General features: G+C 75.1%; 21 protein-coding genes, 1 pseudogene and 2 riboswitches. Of the genes and pseudogenes, 9 read left to right on the forward strand and 13 right to left on the reverse strand.

Annotated elements, in window-relative coordinates:
* The first annotated feature begins 24 nt into the window (after window positions 1-24).
* Complete coding sequence (locus GRQ65_RS21820; protein ID WP_160880136.1) at window positions 25-1,473, forward strand: RNB domain-containing ribonuclease; 1,449 nt, start codon at window positions 25-27, stop codon at window positions 1,471-1,473.
* Window positions 1,474-1,620: 147 nt separating this feature from the next.
* On the opposite strand, the gene GRQ65_RS21825 is transcribed toward GRQ65_RS21820, so the two are convergent.
* From GRQ65_RS21825 to GRQ65_RS21835, 3 genes are read right to left on the reverse strand one after another with little or no spacing between them, the layout of a single operon-like run.
* A complete protein-coding gene (locus GRQ65_RS21825; protein ID WP_160880137.1) occupies window positions 1,621-2,448 on the reverse strand; it encodes an HAD-IIA family hydrolase in 828 nt (275 codons plus the stop codon).
* Between the two features lie 24 nt (window positions 2,449-2,472).
* The gene (locus tag GRQ65_RS21830; protein WP_160880138.1) at window positions 2,473-3,168 is read right to left on the reverse strand and encodes a zf-HC2 domain-containing protein; all 696 of its coding nucleotides are present in this window, start codon (window positions 3,166-3,168) and stop codon (window positions 2,473-2,475) included.
* On the reverse strand, window positions 3,165-3,677 hold the full coding sequence (locus GRQ65_RS21835; protein WP_337191945.1) for a sigma-70 family RNA polymerase sigma factor: 513 nt from the start codon (window positions 3,675-3,677) through the stop codon (window positions 3,165-3,167). Before GRQ65_RS21835 ends, GRQ65_RS21830 begins: the two co-directional genes overlap by 4 nt.
* 71 nt (window positions 3,678-3,748) lie before the next feature.
* Window positions 3,749-3,952, forward strand: a riboswitch (cobalamin riboswitch).
* Window positions 3,953-4,057: 105 nt separating this feature from the next.
* Between GRQ65_RS21835 and GRQ65_RS21840 the strand changes: the two genes are divergently transcribed.
* The 6 genes from GRQ65_RS21840 to GRQ65_RS21865 all read left to right on the forward strand — a co-directional run bounded on the left by GRQ65_RS21840 (window position 4,058) and on the right by GRQ65_RS21865 (window position 11,855).
* Window positions 4,058-4,756: a (2Fe-2S) ferredoxin domain-containing protein gene (locus tag GRQ65_RS21840; RefSeq protein WP_160880140.1), complete on the forward strand. Its 699-nt coding sequence runs from the start codon at window positions 4,058-4,060 to the stop codon at window positions 4,754-4,756.
* Window positions 4,756-8,373, forward strand: a complete 3,618-nt coding sequence (locus GRQ65_RS21845; protein WP_160880141.1) for a cobaltochelatase subunit CobN — start codon at window positions 4,756-4,758, stop codon at window positions 8,371-8,373. The genes GRQ65_RS21840 and GRQ65_RS21845 overlap by 1 nt, the downstream gene beginning before the upstream one ends.
* Before the next feature lie 119 nt (window positions 8,374-8,492).
* A complete protein-coding gene (locus GRQ65_RS21850) occupies window positions 8,493-9,197 on the forward strand; it encodes an SAM-dependent methyltransferase (protein ID WP_337191947.1) in 705 nt (234 codons plus the stop codon).
* The gene (locus GRQ65_RS21855) at window positions 9,194-9,712 is read left to right on the forward strand and encodes a 2'-5' RNA ligase family protein (RefSeq protein WP_337191948.1); all 519 of its coding nucleotides are present in this window, start codon (window positions 9,194-9,196) and stop codon (window positions 9,710-9,712) included. Before GRQ65_RS21850 ends, GRQ65_RS21855 begins: the two co-directional genes overlap by 4 nt.
* The gene (locus GRQ65_RS21860; protein ID WP_160880142.1) at window positions 9,709-11,088 is read left to right on the forward strand and encodes a cobyric acid synthase; all 1,380 of its coding nucleotides are present in this window, start codon (window positions 9,709-9,711) and stop codon (window positions 11,086-11,088) included. Before GRQ65_RS21855 ends, GRQ65_RS21860 begins: the two co-directional genes overlap by 4 nt.
* Window positions 11,085-11,855: a cobalt-precorrin-6A reductase gene (locus GRQ65_RS21865; protein ID WP_160880143.1), complete on the forward strand. Its 771-nt coding sequence runs from the start codon at window positions 11,085-11,087 to the stop codon at window positions 11,853-11,855. Before GRQ65_RS21860 ends, GRQ65_RS21865 begins: the two co-directional genes overlap by 4 nt.
* On the opposite strand, the pseudogene cbiB reads toward GRQ65_RS21865, so the two are convergent.
* Window positions 11,815-12,588 (reverse strand): annotated as a pseudogene (gene cbiB, locus GRQ65_RS21870) (adenosylcobinamide-phosphate synthase CbiB); the annotation flags it as partial. The gene GRQ65_RS21865 and the pseudogene cbiB sit on opposite strands and share 41 nt — an antisense overlap.
* Window positions 12,589-12,629: 41 nt before the next feature.
* On the opposite strand from cbiB, the gene GRQ65_RS21875 reads away from it, so the two are divergent.
* Complete coding sequence (locus GRQ65_RS21875) at window positions 12,630-13,139, forward strand: bifunctional adenosylcobinamide kinase/adenosylcobinamide-phosphate guanylyltransferase (RefSeq protein ID WP_160880144.1); 510 nt, start codon at window positions 12,630-12,632, stop codon at window positions 13,137-13,139.
* 104 nt (window positions 13,140-13,243) lie between these two features.
* On the opposite strand, the gene GRQ65_RS21880 is transcribed toward GRQ65_RS21875, so the two are convergent.
* From GRQ65_RS21880 to GRQ65_RS21900, 5 genes are all read right to left on the reverse strand, one after another.
* Window positions 13,244-13,951: an adenosylcobinamide-GDP ribazoletransferase gene (locus GRQ65_RS21880; RefSeq protein WP_160880145.1), complete on the reverse strand. Its 708-nt coding sequence runs from the start codon at window positions 13,949-13,951 to the stop codon at window positions 13,244-13,246.
* Window positions 13,935-15,017, reverse strand: a complete 1,083-nt coding sequence (gene cobT, locus GRQ65_RS21885) for a nicotinate-nucleotide--dimethylbenzimidazole phosphoribosyltransferase (protein ID WP_337191949.1) — start codon at window positions 15,015-15,017, stop codon at window positions 13,935-13,937. The genes GRQ65_RS21880 and cobT overlap by 17 nt, the downstream gene beginning before the upstream one ends.
* Window positions 15,014-15,808, reverse strand: coding sequence for a CbtA family protein (locus tag GRQ65_RS21890; RefSeq protein ID WP_160880146.1), 795 nt, complete (start codon window positions 15,806-15,808; stop codon window positions 15,014-15,016). Before GRQ65_RS21890 ends, cobT begins: the two co-directional genes overlap by 4 nt.
* A gap of 19 nt (window positions 15,809-15,827) precedes the next feature.
* Window positions 15,828-16,043 (reverse strand): CbtB domain-containing protein, encoded by a 216-nt coding sequence (locus GRQ65_RS21895; RefSeq protein WP_160880147.1) that lies wholly within the window; start codon window positions 16,041-16,043, stop codon window positions 15,828-15,830.
* Between the two features lie 233 nt (window positions 16,044-16,276).
* A complete protein-coding gene (locus GRQ65_RS21900; protein WP_160880148.1) occupies window positions 16,277-18,106 on the reverse strand; it encodes a GNAT family N-acetyltransferase in 1,830 nt (609 codons plus the stop codon).
* Window positions 18,107-18,148: 42 nt separating this feature from the next.
* Here GRQ65_RS21900 and GRQ65_RS21905 point away from each other — a divergent pair, with 42 nt between their 5' ends.
* Window positions 18,149-18,943: an alpha/beta fold hydrolase gene (locus GRQ65_RS21905; RefSeq protein WP_160880149.1), complete on the forward strand. Its 795-nt coding sequence runs from the start codon at window positions 18,149-18,151 to the stop codon at window positions 18,941-18,943.
* Here the strand turns inward: GRQ65_RS21905 and cobC are convergent.
* The 4 genes from cobC to GRQ65_RS21920 are packed head-to-tail and all read right to left on the reverse strand — an operon-like array spanning window position 18,920 to window position 23,925.
* Window positions 18,920-19,951 carry an Rv2231c family histidinol phosphate aminotransferase CobC gene (cobC, locus tag GRQ65_RS23160; RefSeq protein WP_237448704.1) on the reverse strand — a complete coding sequence of 344 codons (1,032 nt, stop codon included), beginning with the start codon at window positions 19,949-19,951 and terminating at the stop codon, window positions 18,920-18,922. The genes GRQ65_RS21905 and cobC overlap by 24 nt on opposite strands.
* The gene (locus tag GRQ65_RS23165) at window positions 19,944-21,305 is read right to left on the reverse strand and encodes a cobyrinic acid a,c-diamide synthase CobB (protein ID WP_337191950.1); all 1,362 of its coding nucleotides are present in this window, start codon (window positions 21,303-21,305) and stop codon (window positions 19,944-19,946) included. The genes cobC and GRQ65_RS23165 overlap by 8 nt, the downstream gene beginning before the upstream one ends.
* Window positions 21,302-21,916 (reverse strand): cob(I)yrinic acid a,c-diamide adenosyltransferase, encoded by a 615-nt coding sequence (cobO, locus tag GRQ65_RS21915; protein WP_160880150.1) that lies wholly within the window; start codon window positions 21,914-21,916, stop codon window positions 21,302-21,304. Before cobO ends, GRQ65_RS23165 begins: the two co-directional genes overlap by 4 nt.
* Window positions 21,916-23,925: a magnesium chelatase subunit D family protein gene (locus tag GRQ65_RS21920; RefSeq protein WP_160880151.1), complete on the reverse strand. Its 2,010-nt coding sequence runs from the start codon at window positions 23,923-23,925 to the stop codon at window positions 21,916-21,918. The genes cobO and GRQ65_RS21920 overlap by 1 nt, the downstream gene beginning before the upstream one ends.
* 22 nt (window positions 23,926-23,947) lie before the next feature.
* A riboswitch (cobalamin riboswitch) is annotated at window positions 23,948-24,091 on the reverse strand.
* Between the last annotated feature and the right edge of the window lie 184 nt (window positions 24,092-24,275).

Here is a 24,275-nt window from a genome sequence, read left to right on the forward strand (position 1 = left end):
GCCGGTAACCCTAAGGTGGGTGGCATGTCGAGCAGGCGCGTGGTCCGGATCCGCCCGAACGACGGCGCGACGCCCGAGGAGCTGAGGGCCGGCGTCGCCGAGATCCAGGCCGAGCTCGAGGTGACACCGGAGTTCCCGCCCGAGGTGGAGCGGGCCGCCGAGGCGGCCGCGGCGCATCCCCGGCTGTCCGACCTCGACCGCACCGACCTCGAGTTCGTGACCATCGACCCGGCCGGGTCGACCGACCTCGACCAGGCGCTCCATCTCGAGCGCGACGGCGACGGCTACGTCCTGCACTACGCCATCGCCGACGTGGCGGCGTACGTCACCCCCGGCGACCCGGTCGACCTCGAGACCCACCGCCGCGGCCAGACGTTGTACGGCGCCGACAGCCGGGTGCCGCTGCACCCGCCCGTGCTCTCGGAGGGTGCCGCGTCGCTGCTGCCCGACCAGGTGCGCCCCGCCCTGCTGTGGACGCTGCGGCTCGACGCCGACGGTGCCCGCACCGACGTCGAGGTGGTGCGGGCGAAGGTGCGCAGCCGCGCCCAGCTCGACTACCCCGGCGCGCAGGCCGCCATCGACGACGGCACCGCCTCGGAGTCGCTGCAGCTGCTGAAGGAGCTCGGCGAGCTGCGGCTGCGCCGTGAGGCCGCGCGAGGCGGGATCTCGCTGCCGCTGCCCGAGCAGGAGGTCGACACCAGCGGCCCCCACTGGGAGCTGGAGTACCGCTCGCTGCTCCCCGTCGAGGAGTGGAACGCCCAGATGTCGCTGCTCACCGGCTTCGCCGCGGCGGCGCTGATGATGTACGCGCGGGTCGGGTTCCTGCGCACGCTCCCGCCGCCGGACCCGCGCGACGTCAAGCGCCTGCACCGCACCGCGCACGCCCTCGGCATCGACTGGCCCGCCGAGCAGCTCTACCCCGACTTCGTGCGGGGCCTCGACGCCTCGAAGCCCACCCACGCCGCGATGCTCGCCGCGTCGACCCGGCTGCTGCGCGGCAGCGGCTACGTCGCCTTCGACGGCGAGACCCCCGCGCAGCCGCTCCACGCCGGACTCAACGCGGAGTACGCCCACGTCACCGCCCCGCTGCGCCGCCTCGGCGACCGCTACGCCGGCGAGATCTGCGTCGCGCTCTGCGCTGGCACCGAGGTGCCCGAGTGGGTGCGGGCCGCGCTGCCCGACCTCGCCCACGAGATGCAGACCTCCTCGCAGAAGGCCGGCACCTACGAACGGCTCGTCCTCGACCTGGTCGAGGCCGGCCTGCTCCGCGACCGCGTCGGCGAGGTGTTCCCCGGCGTCGTCGTCGAGGTCGACGAGAAGGACCACCGCCGCGGGGTCGTGACGGTCGCCGATCCCGCCGTGGAGGCCCGCGTCGTGTCCGGCGGCGAGCTGCCCCTCGGCGGCGAGGTGCAGGTGCGGCTCACCACGGCCGACGTACGCGCCCGCCGGGTGGAGTTCACGCTCGAGGGCTGAGGTCTCGGGGCCGACGGCGCCGTCGGCGCCCCGGCGGGTGTCGGGGTGGCGGTGCGTGAGCAACCTTCTGCGGTCGTCGGGCGGTTGCTGGGGCACCGCCGCCCTGGTCGGTCGCCCGTGAGGCGGCGGGCGAGCGGCGAGGCGGGCTCAGGCCTCCGGGGCGGACGCCTCGGAGCGCGGCCGGACGAGGGCGACGAGGTCGGCGATGGAGTCGACGACGCGGGTGGGGCGGTAGGGGAAGGTCTCGACCTCGTCGGGGTGGGTCGAGCCGGTGGTGACGAGGACGGTGCGGAGGCCGGCCTCGAGGCCGCTGATGATGTCGGTGTCCATCCGGTCGCCGACCATCACGGTGGTCTCGGAGTGGGCGTCGATGCGGTTGAGCGCGCTGCGCATCATCAGCGGGTTGGGCTTGCCGATGAAATAGGGCTGACGGCCGGTCGCAGTGCTGATCAGCGCGGCGACGGAGCCGCAGGCGGGCAGCTTGCCCGAGGTGCTCGGCCCGCTCGGGTCGGGGTTGGTGGCGATGAACCGCGCCCCGCCGTCGATGAGCCGGATCGCACGGGTGATCGCCTCGAAGGAGTAGGTGCGGGTCTCGCCGAGCACGACGTAGTCGGGGTCGCGGTCGGTCATGACGTAGCCGATGTCGTGCAGGGCGGTCGTCATGCCCGCCTCGCCGACGACGTACGCCGTGCCGTGGGGTCGCTGGTCGGCGAGGAACTGCGCGGTCGCGAGCGCAGAGGTCCAGATCGCGTCCTCGGGCACGTCGATGCCGCTGCCGAGGAGCCGGGCGCGCAGGTCGCGCGGGGTGAAGATCGAGTTGTTGGTGAGCACCAGGAACCCCAGGCCGCTCGTCTTGAGCGCCTCGACGAACTCGACCGCGCCCGGGATCGGCTCCTCCTCGTGGACGAGCACGCCGTCCATGTCGGTCAGCCAGGTCTCGACGGGGCGGCTCTCGGGGGTGCGGGTCTCGCTCATGGACCCATCATCGCGGGGACCGGCTCAGGACCGCAGCCGCAGCACCTCGGTGCCGTCGGCCTCGCGCACCACGACCTGGACGATGTCGGCCTCCGAGGCTGCGGTCGCGGCGGCGAGCCGCATGGTGCGGCCCGGCACCCCGCGCCACGAGGCGACCTGCTCGGTGGTGCCGTCGGCCCTGGTCACGAACATCGCGTAGGAGTGGGGGCGGTCCCCGCCGGCGCCCTGCGCCTGCTCGTAGCGGCAGGTGACGTCCAGGCGCGTGCCCCAGCCGACCGAGGTCAGCGCGACGGAGGCGGCGATCGGCTCGTCGCCGACCGGCTGCAGCTGGACGGTGCGGGTGGGTGCCGGCGCCGCGACGGGAGCCGGGTCGCGGCTCAGGACCTCCGTCCCGACGGCGGTGCCGGCGACCAGGAGGGCGGCGGCGACGAGACCCGCAGCGACGTAGGTGCGTCGGCGCGAGCGGCGGGTGCGGCGTACGAGCGCGGGCATCAGCGTCTCGGGTGCCGGGGTGCCGGCCGCGGCCTGGGCCGCCTCGACGGTCTCGACGGGCGTGCGGGCCAGCAGCCCGGGGAGGCCGGCGAGCTCGCGCACGGACCGGGCGCAGCCGTCGCAGTCGGCGAGGTGGCGCTCGAAGGCGAGCCGCTCGTCGGGGGCGAGCGCACCGAGGACGTAGGCGCCGTCGTCGTGGGCGAACGGGCACGAGGCAGGAGCGGTCACGGGGCCGCCACCCCCAGCTCCTCCAGCGCGAGCCGCAGCGCCCGCAGGGCGTAGTGGGTGCGGCTCTTGACCGTGCCCTCGGGCACCCCGAGTCGCCGCGAGGCCTCGGCGACCGACCGGCCGCGGTAGTAGCACTCGAGCAGGACGGCCCGGTGCTCGGGCGAGAGCTGGGTGAGCGCCTCGGCGACGACCCACGACTGCAGCAGCGCGTCGGTCTGGTCGACCGGGTCGCCGGGCTCGGGGAGGTCGTCGGTGGAGTGCTCGTTCTGGTGGCGCTTGCTGCGCCACTCGTCGATGACCAGGTTGCGCGCGACCGTGAACAGCCACGAGCGCACCGACCCCCGCGACGCGTCGAGCACCGACGGGCGCTGCCAGGCCCGCAGGAGCGTCTCCTGTGCGACGTCCTCGGCGCGGAGGCGGTCACCCGTGAGGTGGAGGCAGAAGCCGAACAGGGCGGAGGCGTGCTCGTCGTGCAGCTGCTGCATCAGCTGCGCCTGGTCGCTCGCCACCGGTTCCACGTCCTCTCCACGGACGGGAGCCGCGGGAGGTTCACCCTGGCGCCGCACCCCGGGGCTGCTGGTAGGTTGCCGACCGCCGTGGTGTTCGGGAAGCCGGTCTGATGCCGGCGCGGCCCTCGCCACTGTAGCCGCCGAGTGCGGTGACCCCTGCGGGTCGGGACGCACCACCCCCGGCTCGGACCACTGGGCAGCTCCACCGCCTGGGAAGGTCGGCCACCTCACGCTGACGCGGAAGCCAGGAGACCGGCCACGGCGCGTTGTTCCACGAGGGTCTTGGAGAACAGATGCGCCCCGCACCACCCCCAGAACCAGTGTGCCCACCGGACGTCGCAGACGTCCCGGGCGTTCCAGACGCCACCGTGCTGGTCGCCATGTCCGTCCGCGAGGTCGACGCGAGCCCGCTGCTGCAGTCGTGGGCCGACGCCCTGCCCGCGGCGTCGGTCGCGCACCTGCAGCTCGGCGGCCCCTCCCTGCACCGCACCCTCGACGCGTACGCCGCCACGGGGGTCGCCCGCGTGCGGCTCGTCGGGGTCAGCCTCGGGACGTTCGCCCCCGGTCACTCCTGGCTGCGCCGCATCGCCGGCCACTGGGTGCGCACCCGGACCGTCGGAGAGGGCCCGGCCGTCCCTGTCATCGAGGTCGCCGACGCCCTCGTGGGTGAGCGGCCCGATCTCGACGATGTGACCTTCCGCGAGGTGAGCGGCGCCGAGCCCGGGCTGACCTCGCCCGCCTGGGCCGACGTGCCGGCGTACCGCCACCAGGTCCTGGTGTGCCGCGGTCCCCGCTGCACGGCGCAGGCCTCCGACGCCAGCGCCGAGGCGCTCGTGCTCGAGCTGATGGCCCAGGGCCTCGGCGACGACGACGTGCTGGTGACCCACACCGGCTGCCTGTTCCCGTGCAACCACGCGCCCGTGGTGGCGGTGCAGCCCGACGACGTCTGGTACGCCGCCGTCGACCCGACCACCGCCCGCCGCATCGTGACCGACCACCTCGTGGGCGACCGCCCGCTCGAGGACGCCCACCGCCTGACCCGCGCCACCTCCACGACTCAGCCGAGAGGCACCCTCTGATGCGCATCGCCCTGCTCTCCACCTCCGACACCGACCTGCTCTCGGCGCGCGCCTCGGGCGCCGACTACGTCGTCGCCAACCCGGCCCGCCCCGGCCACCAGGGCGTCGACTTCGACGACGTCGACCTCGTCGTCGGGCGGGTCCTCGGCTCCCCGCAGGACCTGTGCACCGGCTTCGCACGGATCCGGGCCACGGGCATGCCGATCGTCGTGCTCGGCGGTGAGCAGACCCCGAGCGCGGAGCTGATGGAGCTCTCCTCGGTGCCGATCGGCGTCGCCGCCGAGGCCCACCGCTACCTCGCCGAGGGCGGGCCGGCCAATCTCGCCCAGCTCCACGCCTTCCTCTCCGACACGGTGCTGCTCACCGGCGAGGGGTTCGAGGCGCCGGCGGCGCTGCCGCAGTGGGGGTTCGCGCGACGTGGTTTCGAGACAGGCGCTAGCGCGCCTTCCTCAACCACCGGGGCGGACCTGCCTCGGGTCGGCGTCCTCTACTACCGGGCCCACGAGGCGTCCGGCAACACCGCCTTCGCCCACGCGCTCGCCGACGCGATCGACGCGACCGGGCAGGCGGTCGGCGTGCCGGTCTTCGCCGGCTCGCTGCGCTCGGCGCCGGACGAGCTCTACACCGCGCTCGGCACCCTCGACGCCCTGGTCGTCACCGTCCTCGCCGCCGGCGGCTCGACCCCGGCCAGCGCGAGCGCGGGCGGGGAGGACGAGGCGTGGGACGTCGAGCGGATGGCCGCGCTCGACATCCCGGTCCTGCAGGGCCTCTGCCTCACCAGCAGCCGCGCGGAGTGGGAGGCCTCCGACGACGGTGTCACCCCGCTCGACTCGGCCACCCAGATCGCGATCCCGGAGTTCGACGGGCGCATCATCACCGCGCCGTTCTCGTTCAAGGAGATCGACGAGGACGGTCTGCCGCGCTACGTCGCCGACCCCGAGCGCTGCGGCCGGGTGGCCCGGATCGCCGTCAACCACGCCCGGCTGCGGCGTACGCCGGCGAGCGAGCGCAAGGTCGCGCTGATGCTGTCGGCCTACCCCACCAAGCACAGCCGCGTCGGCAACGCCGTCGGCCTCGACACCCCCGTCTCGACCGTGCGGCTGCTGCGCCGGATGCGCGACGCGGGCTACGACCTCGGCCCGGTCGGCGCGATCCCCGGCCTCGAGCTCGAGGACGACACCGCGGCCGGTGACGCGCTCATCCACGCCCTCATCGATGCCGGCGGGCAGGACGAGGAGTGGCTGACCCAGGGCCAGCTCACCGACGCCCACGTGCGCATCACGCCGGAGCAGTACGCCGCGTGGACGGCCGACCTGCCCGACGACCTGCGCGCCGACATGGTCGAGGCGTGGGGCGAGGCGCCGGGGCGGCTCTTCGTCAACGACGCCGGCGAGCTGGTGCTCGCCACGATCACCGCGGGCAACGTCGTGCTGCTCATCCAGCCGCCGCGCGGCTTCGGCGAGAACCCGGTCGCGATCTACCACGACCCCGACCTCGCCCCCTCGCACCACTTCATCGGGGCCTACCGCTGGGTCGGCGCGCCGCCGGATCAGGGCGGCTTCGGCGCGCACGCCGTCGTCCACCTCGGCAAGCACGGCTCGATGGAGTGGCTGCCGGGCAAGAACGCCGCGCTGTCGGCGTCCTGCGCGACCGATCAGGCCATCGCCGACCTGCCGCTGATCTACCCGTTCCTGGTCAACGACCCGGGGGAGGGGGCGCAGGCCAAGCGCCGCGCCCACGCCACGATCGTCGACCACCTGATCCCGCCGATGGCGCGTGCCGAGACCTACGGCGACATCGCCCGCCTCGAGCAGCTGCTCGACGAGCACGCCAACATCGCGGCGATGGACCCCGCCAAGCTGCCCGCCGTGCGCGGGGAGATCTGGCAGCTGATGAAGGCCGCCGAGATGCACCGCGACCTCGGCCTCGACGAGAAGCCCGACGACGAGGAGTTCGACGACTTCATCCTCCACGTCGACGGGTGGCTCTGCGAGATCAAGGACGCCCAGATCCGCGACGGCCTGCACGTCCTCGGCCAGGCACCCGAGGGTGAGGCGCGGGTCAACCTCGTCCTCGCGATCCTGCGCGCCCAGCAGGTCTGGGGCGGCACCGCCCACGCCGTGCCCGGGCTGCGCTCGGCCCTCGGGCTCAAGGAGGGCGCGGAGGCCCTCGGCGCGGTCGACGAGATCGAGGCGCAGGCGAAGTCCCTGGTGCAGCGGATGGAGGACGCCGGCTGGGACGCCACCGTCGCGACCCGCCTGCACGACGACCCCGAGGTCGTCCGGGTGCTGGAGTTCGCCGCGACCGAGGTCGTGCCCCGCCTCGACCGCACCACCGACGAGCTCGACGCGGTGCTGCACGCGCTCGAGGGCGGCTTCGTGCCGGCCGGGCCGTCCGGCTCACCGCTGCGCGGGCTGGTCAACGTGCTCCCGACCGGGCGCAACTTCTACACCGTCGACCCCCGCGCCGTGCCCTCGCGCCTGGCGTGGCAGACCGGTCAGGCGATGGCCGAGTCCCTCGTCGCGAAGTACGTCGAGGAGACCGGGGGCTACCCGAGCTCCGTCGGCCTCTCGGTGTGGGGCACCTCGGCCATGCGCACCTCGGGCGACGACGTGGCTGAGGTCCTCGCGCTGCTCGGCGTCCGCCCGGAGTGGGACGAGGCGTCGCGCCGGGTCTCGCGGCTGAGCGCCGTACCCCTCGACGAGCTCGGTCGCCCCCGCATCGACGTGACGGTGCGGATCAGCGGCTTCTTCCGCGACGCGTTCCCGCACGTCGTGACGATGCTCGACGACGCAGTGCAGCTCGTCGCCGACCTCGAGGAGCCGCTCGAGTCCAACTTCGTGCGCGCCCACACGCTGCGCGACCTCGAGGAGCACGGCGACCGCCGCCGCGCGACGACGCGGATCTTCGGCTCGGCGCCGGGCTCCTACGGCGCGGGCATCCTGCAGGTCGTCGAGTCCGGCGACTGGCGCAGCGACGCCGACCTCGCGGAGGTCTACACCGCGTGGGGCGGCTTCGCCTACGGCCGCGACCTGTCGGGCGCGCCCGCCGCCGACGACATGCGCACCAACTACAAGCGCATCCAGGTCGCGGCCAAGAACGTCGACACCCGCGAGCACGACATCGCCGACAGCGACGACTACTTCCAGTACCACGGCGGGATGGTCGCCACCGTCCGCGCGCTCACCGGCGCCGACCCGAAGGCCTACGTCGGCGACTCGACCTCGCCCGACGCCGTGCGCACCCGCACCCTGCAGGAGGAGACGAACCGCGTCTTCCGGGCCCGCGTGGTCAACCCGCGCTGGATCGGGGCGATGCAGCGCCACGGCTACAAGGGCGCCTTCGAGCTCGCGGCCACCGTCGACTACCTCTTCGGCTTCGACGCGACCGCCGGGGTCGTGCACGACTGGATGTACGCCTCGCTCGCGCAGGAGTACGTCCTCGACGAGACCAACCAGGAGTTCATGCGCACCTCCAACCCCTGGGCCCTGCGCGGCATCGTCGAGAAGCTCCACGAGGCCGCCGAGCGCGGGCTCTGGGAGTCGCCCGACCCCGCCCTGCTCGCGCAGATGCAGGAGGTCTACCTCGACCTCGAGGGCGACCTCGAGGACCGGTGACCGTGTCGGGCGGGAGTGGTCCCGAGACAGGACTTCGTCCCTCCTCGACCACCGGCACGACCCCGGTGGTTGAGGAAGGCGCGCTGGCGCCTGTCTCGAGACCACGTCAGCCACCCACGGTGCGCGTCGTCGGCATCGGCATGGGGCCGCAGCACGTGACACCGGAGGCGGCGGCCGCGCTGCGGGCCTCGGCGTACGTCGTCGCGGCGGTCAAGCGCGAGGACGACCCGCTGCTCGCCGTACGCCGGGAGGTGGCGGCCGCCCACGGGCTGCCAGTGGTCGAGGTGCGCGACCCCGAGCGCGACCGTGACGACCCGGCCGACTACGGCGCGGCGGTGCGCGAGTGGCACGCCGCGCGCGCGGCGGCGTGGGGGGCTGAGATCGCCGCGCGCGAGGGCGACCCGGCGTTCCTGGTGTGGGGCGACCCGGCGCTCTACGACTCGACCATCCGCGTCGTGTCCGGGCTGGGCCTGCCGGTCGAGGTGGTTGCCGGCGTCTCGGCGCCGCAGCTGCTCGCCGCGCGCCACGGCATCGTGCTGCACGAGGTGGGCGCGCCCGTCCACGTCACCACCGAGCGACGGCTGAGCGCCGACGTGGAGGCGGGCCAGCGCAACCTCGTCGTGATGCTGACCTCCGGTGCGCCGCTCGCCGGGCTCGACGACTGGTCGATCTGGTGGGGTGCCAACCTCGGCGCGCCCTCCGAGCGGCTCGCCGCGGGCCGGGTGGGCGACCTCGACCCCGCCGCCCTGCGCGAAGAGGTCCGCGCCGAGGCGGGCTGGGTGATGGACCTGTTCCTGCTGCGCGCCCCGGGGCCGGTCCGGTGATCCGCACCGGGGGTCACACGGTCATCGCGATCGCGGTGCCCGAGCTGGACGCTGTGGTACGCGAGCGGACCGAGCGCTACGACGCGTCGTTCGTCAGCGCGGACGACGGCTTCGGCCACGCCCACGTGACCCTGCTGGGGCCGTGGCTGCCCGACCCCGGCCCCGCCGACCTCGACCGGGTCGGGGGTGTGGTGGCCGCCGAGCCGGCGTTCGACTTCGCGCTCACGCGCGCGGAGCAGACCTCGCGCGGGCTCTTGATGCTCGTGCCGGAGCCCGCGGCGCCGTTCGAGCGGCTGACCGCGGCCCTGGCGGCGGCGTTCCCCGAGACGCCGCCGTACGCCGGGGAGTTCGAGCCGCGTCCCCACCTCACCCTCGACCACGTCGACACCGGCGCCTCCCTCGCCTCGCTGGCCGCGGAGGTCGTGCTGCCGGTCGCGAGCCGCGCCACCGAGGTGCAGCTGCAGCGCTGGGCCAACGACGACTGCCGGGTGCTGCACACCTGGGGGCTCGGGTGAGCGGCCTCCTGGTCGCCGGCACGACTTCCGACGCCGGCAAGTCGGTGGTCACGACCGGGCTCTGCCGAGCGCTGGCGCGGCGCGGGGTGCGGGTCGCGCCGTTCAAGGCGCAGAACATGTCCAACAACTCCATGGTCACCCGCGACCGGCTCGAGATGGGGCGGGCCCAGTGGGTGCAGGCGCTGGCCGCGCAGGTCGAGCCCGAGGTCTCGATGAACCCCGTGCTGCTCAAGCCCGGCAGCGACCGCCGCAGCCACGTGGTCGTGATGGGGCGACCGGGCGGGAGCGTCTCCTCGACCGACTGGGAGACCGGGCGGCGGCACCTCGCCGAGGCGGCGTTCGCGGCGTACGACGACCTCGCGGCGCGCTTCGACCTCGTCGTCGCCGAGGGTGCGGGCAGCCCGGCCGAGATCAACCTGCGCGCGAGCGACTACGTCAACCTCGGCCTCGCCCAGCACGCCGGACTGCCGACGGTCGTGGTGGGCGACATCGACCGCGGCGGGGTGTTCGCGGCGTTCTACGGCACGCTGATGCTGCTCGACGAGAGCGACCGGCGGCTCGTCGCGGGGTGGGTGGTCAACAAGTTCCGCGGCGAGCGGGTGCTGCTGCAGCCGGGGCTCGACGATCTGGCCGCGCGGACCGGGCGGCCGTTCTACGGTGTGCTGCCGTGGCGGCCCGACGTGTGGCTCGACAGCGAGGACGCGCTCGACCTCGAGGGCCGCCGGGCGGACGGGGCCGGGGGCCGCGCTCGGGTCGCGGTCGTGAGGTTCCCCCGCATCTCGAACTTCACCGACGTCGACGCGCTCGGACTCGAGCCGGACCTCGACGTGGTGTTCGCGAGCTCGCCGCGCGGTCTCGCCGACGCCGACCTCGTGGTGCTGCCCGGCACCCGCGCGACGATCTCCGACCTCGCGTGGCTGCGCGAGCGCGGGCTCGACCGGGCCGTGCTCGACCACGCCGCGGCCGGGCGCCCGGTGCTCGGCATCTGCGGTGGCTGCCAGGCGCTGGGCCGCGAGGTCGCCGACCCCGACGGCGTCGAGGGGCCGCCGCAGACGGTGCCCGGGCTGGGGCTGCTCGACCTGACGACGACCTTCACCGCCGACAAGGTGCTGCGCACGCACGAGCCGGCGGGCTACGAGATCCACCACGGCCGGGTCACCGGCGAGCTCGCCCGCGGCCCGGTCGTCGGCACGATGGTGCACGGCGCGCTGGAGGACGACGCCCACCGCGCGGCGTACCTCCAGCAGGCGCTGGGCATCACCTCGCGCGCGTCGTTCCCCGCGGCGCGCGAGCGCCGGCTCGAGCTGCTGGGCGACCTGGTCGAGGAGCACCTCGACGTCGACGCCCTGCTCGCGCTCGCCGAGGAGGGCCGGTGAAGGTCCTGGTGCTCGGCGGGACCGGGGAGGCCCGCGCGCTGGCCGCGGCGCTCGTCGCCGAGGGCCACGAGGTGACCTCCTCCCTCGCGGGCCGGGTCTCCGACCCTGCGCTGCCGGTGGGGGAGGTGCGGATCGGCGGGTTCGGTGGCGTCGAGGGACTGCGCCGCGCGGCGGTGGCGTACGACGCGGTGGTGGACGCGACCCACCCGTTCGCGGCGACCATCTCGGCCCACGCCGCCGAGGCCTGCCCGGTGCTGCTGCGGCTGCAGCGGCCGGGGTGGAGCGGTGACTTCACCTGGGTCGACTCGCACGCGGAGGCGGCCGCGGCGGTGGCCTCGGCGGAGCGGCCCTTCCTCACCGTCGGGCGCCAGTCGCTCGGTGCCTTCCTCGCCCTGCCGTACGCCGTCGCCCGGGTCGTCGAGCCGACCGAGGTGCCACCGGGGTGGACACTGCTGCGCAGCCGCGGGCCCTACACGCTCGACGGCGAGCTCGCCCTGATGCGTGAGCACCGCGTCGACGCGGTCGTCACCAAGGACTCCGGTGGCGCGCTGACCCAGCCCAAGCTGGCCGCGGCCGCCGAGCTCGGCGTGCCGGTCGTGGTGGTCCGCCGACCGCCGGCCCCCGCGGGCGTCGAGCAGGTCAGTGACGTCGACGGAGCGCTCGCGTGGCTGCGGAGGCTCCCCTCGACCCCAGCGCGCACACCAGCACCGACGCCCAGCCGATCCGGCTCGCCAGCCGCCGCGCCCGGGCGAGGTCCTCGTGGGTAGGCGCGCGGCCGTCACCGAGCTCGTGGCGGTCCTCGGCGCGCCCGGCGTAGACGTTGATCCCGCCCAGCCGCACGCCCAGCGCACCCGCGAACGCCGCCTCGACGGGTCCGGCGTTGGGGCTCGGGTGGTGGCGGGCGTCGCGGCGCCAGGCGCGCACCGCGCCCCGCGGGTCCGGGCCGAGCGCGACGGCCAGGGCTGCGGTCAGCCGCGCGCCGGGCAGGTTGAGCACGTCGTCGAGGCGGGCCGCGGCCCAGCCGAACCGCGCGTAGCGCGGACTGCGGTGACCGACCATCGCGTCGAGGGTGTTGGCGGCGCGGTAGGCGAGCAGCCCGGGAGCGCTGAGCAGGGCGCCCCACACGAGGGGCGCGACGACCGCGTCGGAGGTGTTCTCGGCGACCGACTCCAGCGCCGCCCGGGCCACGCCGTGGGCGTCGAGCACGCTCGTGTCGCGCCCGACGAGGCGCGCGACCTGCGTGCGGGCCGCCTCGAGGTCGCCCGCGGCGAGCAGCCGCTCGACCTCGGCCGCCTCCCGGTCGAGCGTGGTGCCGCCCAGCACCGCCCAGGTCGCCAGCGCCACGGGCACCCGGGTGCCGAGCGCGGCCGACGCTGCGACGAGCAGCGCCACGTGGACGACGCCGGGGCTGCGGCTGTCGGCGTACGTGTGCCGCTCAAGGGCACTGGCGGCGCGTCCGAACCCGGCCACCGGGTGCCAGCGCTGCGGGTCGGCGAGCACCCGGTCGGCGGCGTACCCGACGACGAGCGAGAGGGCGTTCAGTGCGGATCCTGGTGACCGGAGGGGTGCGCTCGGGCAAGTCGAGCCACGCGGAGGGGCTGCTCGAGGCGGCGGCGCCGGTGCGCTACGTCGCCCCCGGGCCGTCGTACGACGACGCCGACTGGGCCGCGCGCATCGCCGCGCACCGGCTGCGACGCCCCCCGGCCTGGGAGACGGTCGAGACCCACGACCTCGCGGCCGCGCTGGCGACCGACCGGCCGGTGCTCGTCGACTGCCTCGGCACCTGGCTGACGGCGGTCGTCGACGAGGCGGGCGCGTGGGACGCGCCGTCCGGCGAGGTGCTCGCGCTCGTCGAGGCACAGGTCGCCGCGGCCGTCGACGCCCTCGGCCGCGACGTCGTCCTGGTGACCAACGAGGTCGGCCTCGGCGTCGTGCCCGAGCACCGCTCGGGTCGCCTCTTCCGCGACCTGCTCGGCACGGTCAACCAGCGCTTCGCCGCCGTCTGCGACGAGGTGCACCTGGTCGTCGCCGGCCGCGTCCTGCGGCTCTGAGGGTGCAGGAATCCCAGCATCTGCTGGGATCACCAACGTTCTGGGGTGTTGCAACACCCCAGAACGTTGGCAGTACCAGCAGATGCTGGGATTCCGCGGACCGCTCACACCCACGCCCAGGTGAGCAGGGTGGTGGCGAGGGCGAGCTCGATGCAGGCGCCCATGACGTCACCGGTGACGCCGCCGAACCGCCGGACCGTCCGCCGCACCAGCGCGACCACCACGAGCCCGCCGGTGACCGAGAGCAGCAGCCCACCGACGACAGCGACCGGCACCGGCACGGTGCGGGTGTGGAGCACGCCCAGGCCGTCGCCGCGGGCGGGCGGCACCAGCGTGCAGCAGACGATCCACAGCGCGCAGCGCGAGAGGCAGACGAGTGCGCCGGCGAGCAGGGCGCTCGCCCACGTGTCGACGTACGCCGAAAAAGCGGCGGCCTGCACCAGCGCGACGAGCGCGACGCCCACGGACCCGGCGGGGCCGGACGTGCCCGTCTTCATCACCGCGAGCGAGCGGTCGGGGTCGTAGGAGGCCGTGAGTCCGTCGAACGTGTCGGACAGGCCGTCCCAGTGCAGGGCGCGACTGCCGAGGCTGAGCACCCCGATCGCGACCCCCGCGACGGCGAGCGGCGGCAGCGGGACGAGCGAGCCGAGCCAGACGACCAGCGCCACGGCCAGGCCCAGCGGCAGCACCGCGACCGGGGCCAGCAGCATCGCCCAGCGGGCGCAGCCGGCGTCGACGGTGGCGGGTGCGCCGACCCGGACGACGGTCAGGGTGCCGGTGGCGAGCCGCCAGCCGTCACGCGCCGCTCTCACCCGGGAGCACCTCCGCGAGCAGCGCCACGTCGCGCAGCAGCGCGACGGCGCTGCGCACGAGCGGCACCGCGGCGACGGCGCCGCTGCCCTCGCCGAGGCGCAGGCCGAGGTCGAGCAACGGCTCGAGGCCCATCTTGTCCAGCGCGAGCGACTGGGCAGGCTCGGTCGAGCGGTGACCCGCCGCGCACCAGGCGGCGACGCCGGGCTCGATGCGGTCGGCGGTCAGGGCGCAGGCGACGGCCATCAGACCGTCGAGCAGCACGGGCACGCCGGCGCGTGCCGCGGTCAGGACGTACGCCGTCGACGCGGCCAGGTCGGCGGACCCCAGCGCGGTCAGGGTCTTGACGGGGTCGGCGACCCGGTCGCCGGCGCGCCGCAGCGCGGTCTCGAGAACCTCGAGCTTGCGGGCGAGACCGGCGTCGTCGACCCCGGTGCCGCGCCCGACGACCTCGGTCGCCGGCAGCCCCAGCCCGGCGGCCACGAGGGCCGCCGCGGGGGTGGTGTTGCCGATGCCCATGTCGCCGCTGACCATCAGGTCGGCGCCGGCCGCGATCTCCTCGCGCGCCACGGCCTCGCCGACGGCGAGGGCGCGCGCGGTCTCGGCGGGGGACAGGGCGTCCTCGAGGTGGATCGCGCCCGAGCCGCGACGGACCTTCCACGGCCCGGCGGCGGGGGAGTCGACCGCCACGTCGACCACGCGCACGTGCACGTCGTGGGCGGCGGCGAGCGCGCTGACCCCGGCGCGACCGGACTCGAAGACGGCGACCATCGCGCCGGTCACCTCGGGCGGGTAGGCGCTGACGCCGTGCCGGGCGACCCCGTGATCGCCGGCGAAGATCGTCAGCCGCACCCGCTCGACGGGCCGCGGCGGCACCGCGCCCTGGCAGGCCGCGACCCACACTGCCGTCTCACCGAGACGACCGAGCGCACCGGACGGCGTGGCCAGCCCGGCGAGCCGCTCTGCAGCGGCTCGCCGAGCGCCGGCGTCAGGGGCGCGCAGGGGGGATGCGGCCGTCGACGCCTGTCCGGTGGAGGCGTGGTCCTCGGGGGTCACAGGGCTGCTCACAGACTTCGCGCCAGCTCGCGGCGGGCGGCGACGGCACGGGTCTGCTCGTGCAGCCGTCCGACCGCGAGCGCCAGACCGCCGCACAGCACGGCCCACAGGGTGGTGAGGGTGAGCAGCGAGGAGGTGCGGAACGACCACAGCAGGCTCGCCGGGAAGTCGCCGACCTCGTCCACGGTCGGCATCAGCGCCGCCGTGGCCGCCACGACCGCGACGTACGCCGTCACGCCGAGGACCACGGCCTGCACCGGGCCCAGCGCGCGCCAGGTGCGCTGGGCGAGCGCGACCGCCAGGGCCGCGCTCACGATCGAGACCAGCACGAAGACGAAGTAGTAGGCCGTGCGCTGCCCGATGGTCTCGCCGCTGCCGACGGCGGGCGGGTTGGGCGGGTACTTCAGGAACGGCACCACGGCGTAGGCCACGAACCCGACGGCGGCGACCACCGCGGTGGACCCGGCCGGAGACAGGCGGCCGAGGCGGCCGACGAGACCGGCGGCCAGCAGGGCCAGGATGCCGCCGCTGGCGACACCGATCGCGAGGGTGCCGGTCAGCAGGCCCCAGGTGCGCTGGGTGCCACGGCTGATCTCGGTGCCGCCTCCGCTCTCGGACTCGGAGCCGTGCGTGTGGGCCGGGGTGTCCTCGGCGTGGGTGTGCCCGTCCGCGGAGCCGGTGCTCTCGAGCGCGATGGCGCGCTCGACGTTCGGCTCACCGACCTGGTGGGCGACCAGGAAGGCGGCGATGCCGGCCAGGAGGCCGACGAGCAGTCCGCGGACGAGGAAGGAGCGGGGACTCATCTCGTCCTTCCCCCGGCCGTCAGTGGCAGGGGTAGCCGAGCAGGTGGCGTCCGTCGTGGACCCACTCGTGGACCGCCGTCCCGGAGAAGACCGAGACCGCGCCCTGGTCGGCGCTCACGAAGAAGATGACGATGAGTCCGATGAGCCCGAAGAACAGCGCCCAGGGGGCGAGCTCGCGGACCGGGATGGTGGGGACCGCGACCTCGGGGGTCGGGGCGACGACGTGCTGCGACATGGATCCTCCTCAGGGATTCAGCGTCCCTGCTCGAATGGGGTGTGCTGCCCGTCGGGTCTGACTCCACCGCTCGGCTCGCAGGTCGACGACCTGGTCTGGAGGCGGTGTCACAGTAGCGCGACTGTGCCGGACTCTCACCGGCTTCCTCGGGGCTGCGCGCTCAACCTAGTGCATCCCGGCGGGTCCGTCTGCCCCCCACGCGGGTGGCGGATCGACCAGGGCGCCGGACGCGGTCAGAGCGGGCGCTTGAGGCCGACGTGACTGCGCTCGTAGCCGAGCCGGTCGTAGAACGCCTGCGCCCGGCCCCGTGCGGCATCGGTGGTCACCTGGGAGAGCGTCGCGCCGCGCGCCCGGCCGTGGGCGTGGGCCCACGCGAGCATGGCCGTGCCGAGGCCGCCGCCGCGCTCCCTCGTGGCGACACGCAACCCCTCGACCTGCAGCCGGGTGGTGCCGCTGCGGGAGAGGCCGGGGATCACCGTCAGCTGCATCGTGGCCACGACGCGCTCGTGCTCGTCGTGGACCACCGCGAGGTACTGCGCGGGGTCACGGGCGACGGCGTCGAACGCCGCCTCGTAGCGGGCGACGTCGGAGCCCTCGCGGAGGTGCCCGAGATCGTCGTCGGCGAGCAGCGCGGCGATCGCACCCGCCTCCGACCTCTTCGCGCGGCGCACCCGGTAGACCCGGTCACCCAGGTCACCCAGGTCACCCAGGTCGCCCGGGTCACCCAGCTGCAGGCGGCCACCGACCGATGCCCGGGCCCGAGATTGCAGCTCCGCCACGACGGCGTCGAGCCACGCGCCCACGTGCTCTCGGGCTGGCTCGGTGTCGGGGTAGCGGCACCGCAGGTGCAGCCCGGACTCGTCGAGCACGAACCAGAGCATCACCCCGTCGGTCAGGATCGCGGCGCTGACGTACTGAGCCTCGAGTCCGACGGTGTCGAGCCGCACGGGCAGCCGCCGCAGGTCGAGCCACGAGATGGCGAACATGCCGGGCGTCATCGGCATCCCGCCCCACGGGGCCAGCACGTCCTCCAGCGGCCACGACCCGAGTGCGATCGCCTCCTTCACCGCAGCCGCTGCGCCCGCAGGGGTCGGGTCGTCGCACTCGAGCACCGAGTTCGTCACGAACCAGCCCACCGAGTCGTGCCACGTCTCGTCGTACCTGCTGTGCACGGGGAAGACCGCTCGCAACGGTCGGCCCGCCACCGTCCGCGTCACCGCGGTCATGGCGGCCACGACGAGCGCCAGCGTCGAGACCCCGTCGGCCCGGGCCTGCGCGGAGAACGCAGCGCTGTCGTCGACGTCGAGGACGTCGCGCACCTCCACCCGCTCGTGCGGCAGCTCCGGCCCGACGCTCCCGCCGACACCGAGCGGCAGGGGGAACCGCGGCATCACGTCACCGCACGCCGCGAGCACCTCGGCCCAGCGCTCGCGGACCGGCTCGGGCGCTCGGGGGCGCTCCGCCAGGAGCCGGGTGTGCTCGGCGAAGGCGGGCGCGGGGCGCACGGCGAGGGCGGCGTCGGCCGACTCGTCGCGTGCCACGGCGGCGAGGGCCGTCAGCAGGTCGCGCGCGACGACCAGCATCGACCACAGGTCGGTGTGGGCGTGGTCGGCGGCCACCACGACCGTGGGCCCCGACGCGGTGTCGAGCACGCAGAGGCGGTGGGCGGGCCGCTCGTACGGCGCGCAGGTGGCGTCGAGGACGGCGCGCAGCGCATCGTTGACCGACTGCCCCGGGGCGATCGGGTGCTCGACCCAGCGGCCGTGGCGCACGGCCACCTCGTGCAGCACCGGCTCGCCGTCGTCACCCTCGCTGAACACGGTGCGCAGCGTGCCGTGGCGGCGTACGACGGCCAGCCACGCGGCGGCGAGGTCCGCGTGGGCGACGGGCTCGCCGAGGCGCAGCGAGATCGCCATCCACGAGCCGGGCCGCTGGCCCTCGCCCACGTGGCGGCGCTGGTCGAAGGAGACGGGGAGCGGCGCGCCCTGGCCGGTGGTCTCGACGTCGTAGCCCCACAGCCGGCCGAACGGCAGCCGCAGGTGGGCGACGTTGGTCAGCCGCATGAGGCCTAAACTAGGCGCTCGACCCGCCATCGAGGAGCCGACGTGCCGACGATCTCCGTGCCCGGGGCCGAGCTCGACGTCGAGCTCAGCGACGAGGGGGGACACCCCGTCGTCCAGCTCCACGGACTCACCTCCAGCCGCCACCGTGACCGCCTGCTCGACCTCGACCTCGGGCGCGGGCTCAGCGGCACCCGGTTGCTGCGCTACGACGCCCGCGGTCACGGGCGCTCGACCGGGCGGGCCGAGCCCACCGACTACCGGTGGCCGCGGCTCGCGCAGGACCTCCTGGCGCTGCTCGACGCGTTCTTCCCCGGCGAGCAGGTGCACGGCGTCGGTCCGTCGATGGGCGCCGCCACGCTGCTGCACGCCGCGCTCGTCGACCCGGCCCGGTTCAGCGGGCTCACCCTGGTGGTCCCGCCGACGGCGTGGGAGACCCGTCGGGCCAAGGCCGGCGAGTACGCCGCTGCGGCCGACCTCGTCGAGCGCGAGGGGATGGCGGCCTTCGTCGAGGCCGGTCGGCTCGCCCCACGGCCACCCGCGGTGCGCGAGACGCCCGAGACCCTGCCCGAGGTCGCGGAGCACCTGATGCCCTCGTTGATGCGCGGCGCCGCCCTCAGCGACCTGCCCGAGCCCGGCCTCCTCGGCGCGCTCGACCTGCCGGTGACGGTGCTGGCGTGGACGGAGGACCCCGCCCATCCGCTCAGCACGGCGGAGACGCTGGAGAGGGCCCTGCCGCAGGTGCGGACCTCCGTTGCACGGACCCCGGCCGACCTCGCCACCTGGCCCGGTCTCCTCGCGGCCGACGTGGAGCGGTCAGGCGGACGGGCAGTCTCCTAGGACGGCGTCGAGCAGCGCGAGCACCCGGTCCGTGACCTCGGGCGGGCGCACCGCCAGCCGCACCCAGGAGCCGTCGAGGCCGGGGAACGTGTCGCACCGGCGCACGGCGACCCCTGCCTCGCGCAGCCGGCTGTGCACGCCCAGGCCGGGGCGGGCGAGCACGAACGCGGTCGCGGACGGCACGTGGTGCACGTCGAGGTGGCGCAGGCCGGCCTCGAGGTGGAGGCGCCAGGCGGCGAGCAGACCGGCGCGGCGTACGGACTCGTCGCGGGCGACCTCGGTGGCGCAGGCGCTCATCGCGGCGGCGGCAGCGGTCGACACCGACCACGGCGTGCGGGCGGCGCGCAGCGGCGCCACGTCGTCGGGGTGGCCCAGGAGGTAGCCGGCTCGGACGCCGGGGATGGACCACTGCTTGGTCAGGCTGCGCACGACGACCAGCCCGGGCTGGGCGTGGTCGGCCAGCGACTCCGGCTCGCCGGGCACGGCGTCCATGAAGGCCTCGTCGACGACGACGGTGCGACCCGGTCGGACGAGCGCACGCACGGCGGAGGCGGGGTGCAGCACGCCCGTCGGGTTGGTGGGGTTGCCGAGCACGACGAGGTCGGCGTCGTCGGGCACCGCAGGCAGGGCGAACGGCGCGGTCGCGATTGCCGTGCCGACGTCGTGACCGGCCGCGAGCAGCGCCGCGTGGGGCTCGGTGAACTGGGGGTGCACGACGACCGGCCGGCGCCACGGCCGTCGCGCCAGCAGCGTGAAGGCCTCGGCCGCACCGGCGGTGGCCACGCAGTCGGCGGGCTCGCGGTGGTGGTACGCCGCGAGCGCGGCCTCCGCCGAGGTCGGGTCGGGGTAGCGGCCGATGTCGTCGAGGCTCGCGCGAAGCGCGTCGTCGAGCCAGGTGGGCCGGGGCCCGGGGAAGACGTTGACGGCCAGGTCGAGGAGCCCGGGCGTGGCCTCGACGTCGCCGTGGTGGTGCAGGCCGTCCTGCTGGCCGTCGTGCTCGTCAGCCATGGGCGTGGACGGCCTCGGCGAACCTCGCGGCGAGCTGCGGGTGGCCGGCCCAGTGGGTGTGGAGGTACGACGCGTGCAGCGTCGGGCCGGCGAACCCCTCGGGGCTGCCGTCGATGTGCCAGGCGGGGGTGGCGCCGTGACCGGGGTCGGTGCGGGTGCGGTGGAACTCGTGGCCCGTGACGCGCTCGCCGGCGCGGGTGAGCAGGGTGTCGGTCGGCGCGACGGCCTCGGGGTAGCGCAGCGTGAGCCGTTCGTGCATCGCCGCGCGGGCGCCGACCGCACCGACCATCGGGCTGTCGTCGAGCGTCTCGGCGAGGTAGAGCAGGCCGGCGCACTCGGCGACGGTCGGCACCCCGTCGGCCACCGCCTGCGCGAGCTCGCGGCGCAGCGGGGCGTTGAGCGTGAGCTCGGCCGCGTGCACCTCGGGGAACCCGCCTCCCAGGTAGATCCCGCGGGTGCCCGGCGGCAGCTCGGCGTCGGTCAGCGGGTCGAAGGCCACCGGCTCGCACCCGGCCGCCCGCAGCAGCTCCTCGGTCTCGGCGTAGCGGAACGTGAAGGCCCGTCCACCGGCGACCGCCACGACCGGCCTCCCGCTCTGGGGCGGAGCGCCGAGGGCTGCGGCGGGGTCCCACGGCTCGCCGCCCAGCGCGGGGGCGGAGCGGGCGACGTCGAGCAGTGCGTCGAGGTCGAGGTGGGCCTCGACCTGCTGGGCGAGCCGGTCGAGGGCGTCGGTGGCCAGGCCGCGCTCGGCGGCGGGGACGAGGCCGAGGTGGCGCGAGGGAGCACTGACGTCGGCGTCGCGGGGGAGCGCGCCGAGCACCGGCAGCCGCATGGCGCGGCGCACCTCGTCGACCATGCGAGGAGAGGAGACCTGGTTGAGGACGACACCCACGACGTCGACCGAGTCGTCGTACGTCGCCATGCCGTGCACCACCGCGCCCAGGGAGCGGGAGGCGCGCGAGACGTCGACGACGAGCACGACCGGGGTGCGGGTGAGGGCGGCGACGTGGGCGGTGGAGGAGAAGCCGTCGGTGCCGACCTTGCCGTCGAAGAGGCCCATGACGCCTTCGACGACGGCGACGTCGGCCGGTCGTGGCGATCGTGCGCCGTGCAGGAGCAACGGGACCATCGCGTCGGGGCCGCACAGGTGGGGATCGAGGTTGCGGCCCGGGCGACCGGAGGCGAGCGCGTGGTAGCCGGGGTCGATGTAGTCGGGGCCGACCTTGTGGCCCGACACCTCCAGCCCGCGGCGGGTCAGCGTGGCGATGATCCCCGTGGTGACCGTCGTCTTCCCCGACCCCGTGGAGGGGGCGGCGACGACGATCCGAGGCAGGGGCGCGGGGAGGGCGGTCACCACTCGATGCCCCGCTGGCCCTTCTGGCCGCGGTCCATCTGGTGCTTGACCTTGGTCATCTCGGTGACCAGGTCGGCGACCTCGACGAGCCGCGGGTGGGCGCGCCGGCCGGTCACCACGACGTACTGCCGTCCGGGGCGCGCCGAGAGCGTCTCGACGACGTCGTCGACGTCGACCCAGCCCCACTCCACGAGGTAGGTGAACTCGTCGAGGACGTAGAGGTCGTGGCGCTCCTCGGCGATCCGGCGCTTGACCTCGGCCCAGCCCTCGGCGGCGTCGCGGGCGTGGTCCTCGGCCTCGCCGGCCTTGCGGGTCCACGACCAGCCGGCGCCCATCTTGTGCCACTCGACGGGCCCGCCCTCGCCGGTCTCGCGGTGCAGCTCGCCGAGGCGCTCGAGGACGGTCTGCTCGCCGATGCGCCACTTGGCCGACTTCACGAACTGGAAGACCCCGACGTCCCACCCCTGGTTCCAGGCACGGATGGCGAGACCGAACGCCGCGGTGGACTTCCCCTTGCCGTCGCCGGTGTGGACCATCAGGAGCGGCAGGTGGCGCCGCTGCGCGGTCGTGAGCCCGTCGTCGGGGACGACCTCGACCCGACCCTGCGGCATCAGGCGACCCGGGTGCGCACGGCACCGGCCAGGGCGGTGGCGTCGACCTGGCCGACCGGCACGTGCTCGGCCCCCAGGTGCTCGGCCAGCACGGCGCCGAGACCGAGCCGGAACGGCCCCGCCTCGCAGTCGACGAGCACGCTGGCGATCCCGGCGTGGGCGAGGAGCGCCGCGGCCTGACGGGAGCGGACCACGGGGTCGGCCCCGGCGGTCGCGCGGCCGTCGGTCACGACCACGAGCAGGGGGCGCCGCCGCGGGTCGCGGACCCGCTCGAGCTCGAGCACGCGCGATGCCTCCAGCAGCCCCTCGGCGAGCGGTGTGCGGCCGCCGGCGGGCAGCTCCTGGAGCCGCCGCGCCGCGGCGTCGACCGAGTGGGTCGGCGGCAGGGCGAGGTCGGCCCGGTCGGCGCGGAACGTCACCAGTCCGACCTTGTCGCGGCGCTGGTAGGCGTCCATCAGCAGGCTCAGGATCGCGGTCTTGACCTGCTCCATCCGCTTGCGCGCCGCCATCGACCCCGAAGCGTCGACGCAGAACAGCACCAGGTTGGACTCGCGGCCCTCCCGCACGGCGACCCGCAGGTCGGCGGTCTGCAGGTGCAGCCGGCCGTCGACGCGTCCGCGCGTCACCTGGTGCGGCGCCGCCGCGCGGACGGTCTCGACCAGGTCGAGCGCACCCTGGGTGCCCGGTCGCGACCCCACCCGGCGCCCCGTCGCCGTCACCGCCCGGCTGCGCCGACCCGCCTCTCCCGTGCCCGTCCCCGTCACGGTGAAGAGCCGGGCGCGGTACGGCGTCCCGGCGCTCGCGGTGCTGGTCTGCTCCGAGGTCAGAGCTTGACCACCGCTGGTTGAGGAAGGCGCGCTAGCGCCTGTCTCGAAACCACTGTCGCTGCCGTTGGTTGAGGAAGGCGCGCTAGCGCCTGTCTCGAAACCACTGTCGGTCGACTCGGTGCTCCCACCCGAGTGGTTTCGAAACGGTTGCTGCGCAACCTCCTCAACCACCGGGTCGTCGCCTTCCGCCTGCTGGCCGGCGGTCTGCTCAACCCCTGCTTCGTCCTTCCCGCCACCACCGCCCGGGTCCGGCTCCGGCTCGTCGTCGCCCAGCACCTCGTCGAGGAGCGCCTCGTCGAGCCCGGGGGCGTCGAACGGGTTGCGCCGGCGCCGGTGGGGGAGCGCGAGGCGGGCGGCGACCCGGACGTCCTCGAGCGTGACGGTGGTGCGGCCGTGCCAGGCGGCGTGGGCAACGGCGGTGCGGGCGGTGACGATGTCGGCGCGCAGGCCGTCGACGTCGAAGGCCGCGCACACCTCGGCGACCTTGAGCAGCATCGCGTCGCCGAGCTCGACGGAGCCGACGGCGGCCTGGGCGGCGGTGATGCGCGCGGTGAGCGCCTCCTCGCTGCCGGCGTACGCCGCGGCGAAGCCGGCCGGGTCGGCGTCGAAGCCCATGCGCCGGCGCACGACCTCGACCCGCATGGCCGGGTCGCGGGGCGCGGCGACCTCGACGGTGAGGCCGAACCGGTCGAGCAGCTGCGGGCGCAGCTCGCCCTCCTCGGGGTTCATGGTGCCGACGAGGACGAACCGCGCGTCGCGGGTCACCGAGACGCCGTCGCGCTCGACGGTGACCCGGCCCATCGCGGCCGCGTCGAGCAGCACGTCGACGAGGTGGTCGTGCAGGAGGTTGACCTCGTCGACGTAGAGGATCCCGCGGTGGGCCTTGACCAGCAGGCCGGGCTCGTACTCCGCCTGGCCGTGCGCCAGCACCTTCTCCAGGTGCAGCGAGCCGAGCACGCGGTCCTCGGTGGCGCCGACCGGCAGCTCGACGAGCCGCACCGGCTCGTCGGGGGCGAGCGGCGGCAGCACGGCGGCGAGGCCGCGGACGATCGTCGACTTGGCGGTGCCCTTCTCGCCGCGCACGAGCACGCCGCCGATCTCGGGCGAGATGCTCGTGAGCACCAGGGCGAGGGACATGTCGCCAGGGTCGACGACGGCGGAGAAGGGGTAGATCGCTGGCATGTGAGGCTCCCGCTCGTGTGCCGTGGACATCCGCCCCGAGGCCGGTCTTCGGACTTCCGGCACGCGCTCCCGGTCACCGCAGCGGGCCTGTGCCGGACTCCCACCGGCTTCCCAGATTCTCCCGTCGGGCTGACGCCGTCGGGGCACCTCGGAGCTGCGCGGTCACGATAGCGTCACCGCCCGTGGTCGACCTCTCGGAGCCCCGCTACCTCGTGGTCGTCGGTCTCGCCGCCGACGGTTGGGCCTCGGCGTCCCCCGCCGTGCGCGCCGTCGTCGAGGCGGCGGAGGTGGTCGTGGGCTCGCCGCGACTGCTCGCGACGGTGCCGCCGGTGACCGACCAGCAGCGGGTC

Origin of the sequence: Nocardioides flavescens, from assembly GCF_009823805.1 — a bacterium.
Lineage (GTDB): Bacteria > Actinomycetota > Actinomycetes > Propionibacteriales > Nocardioidaceae > Nocardioides > Nocardioides flavescens.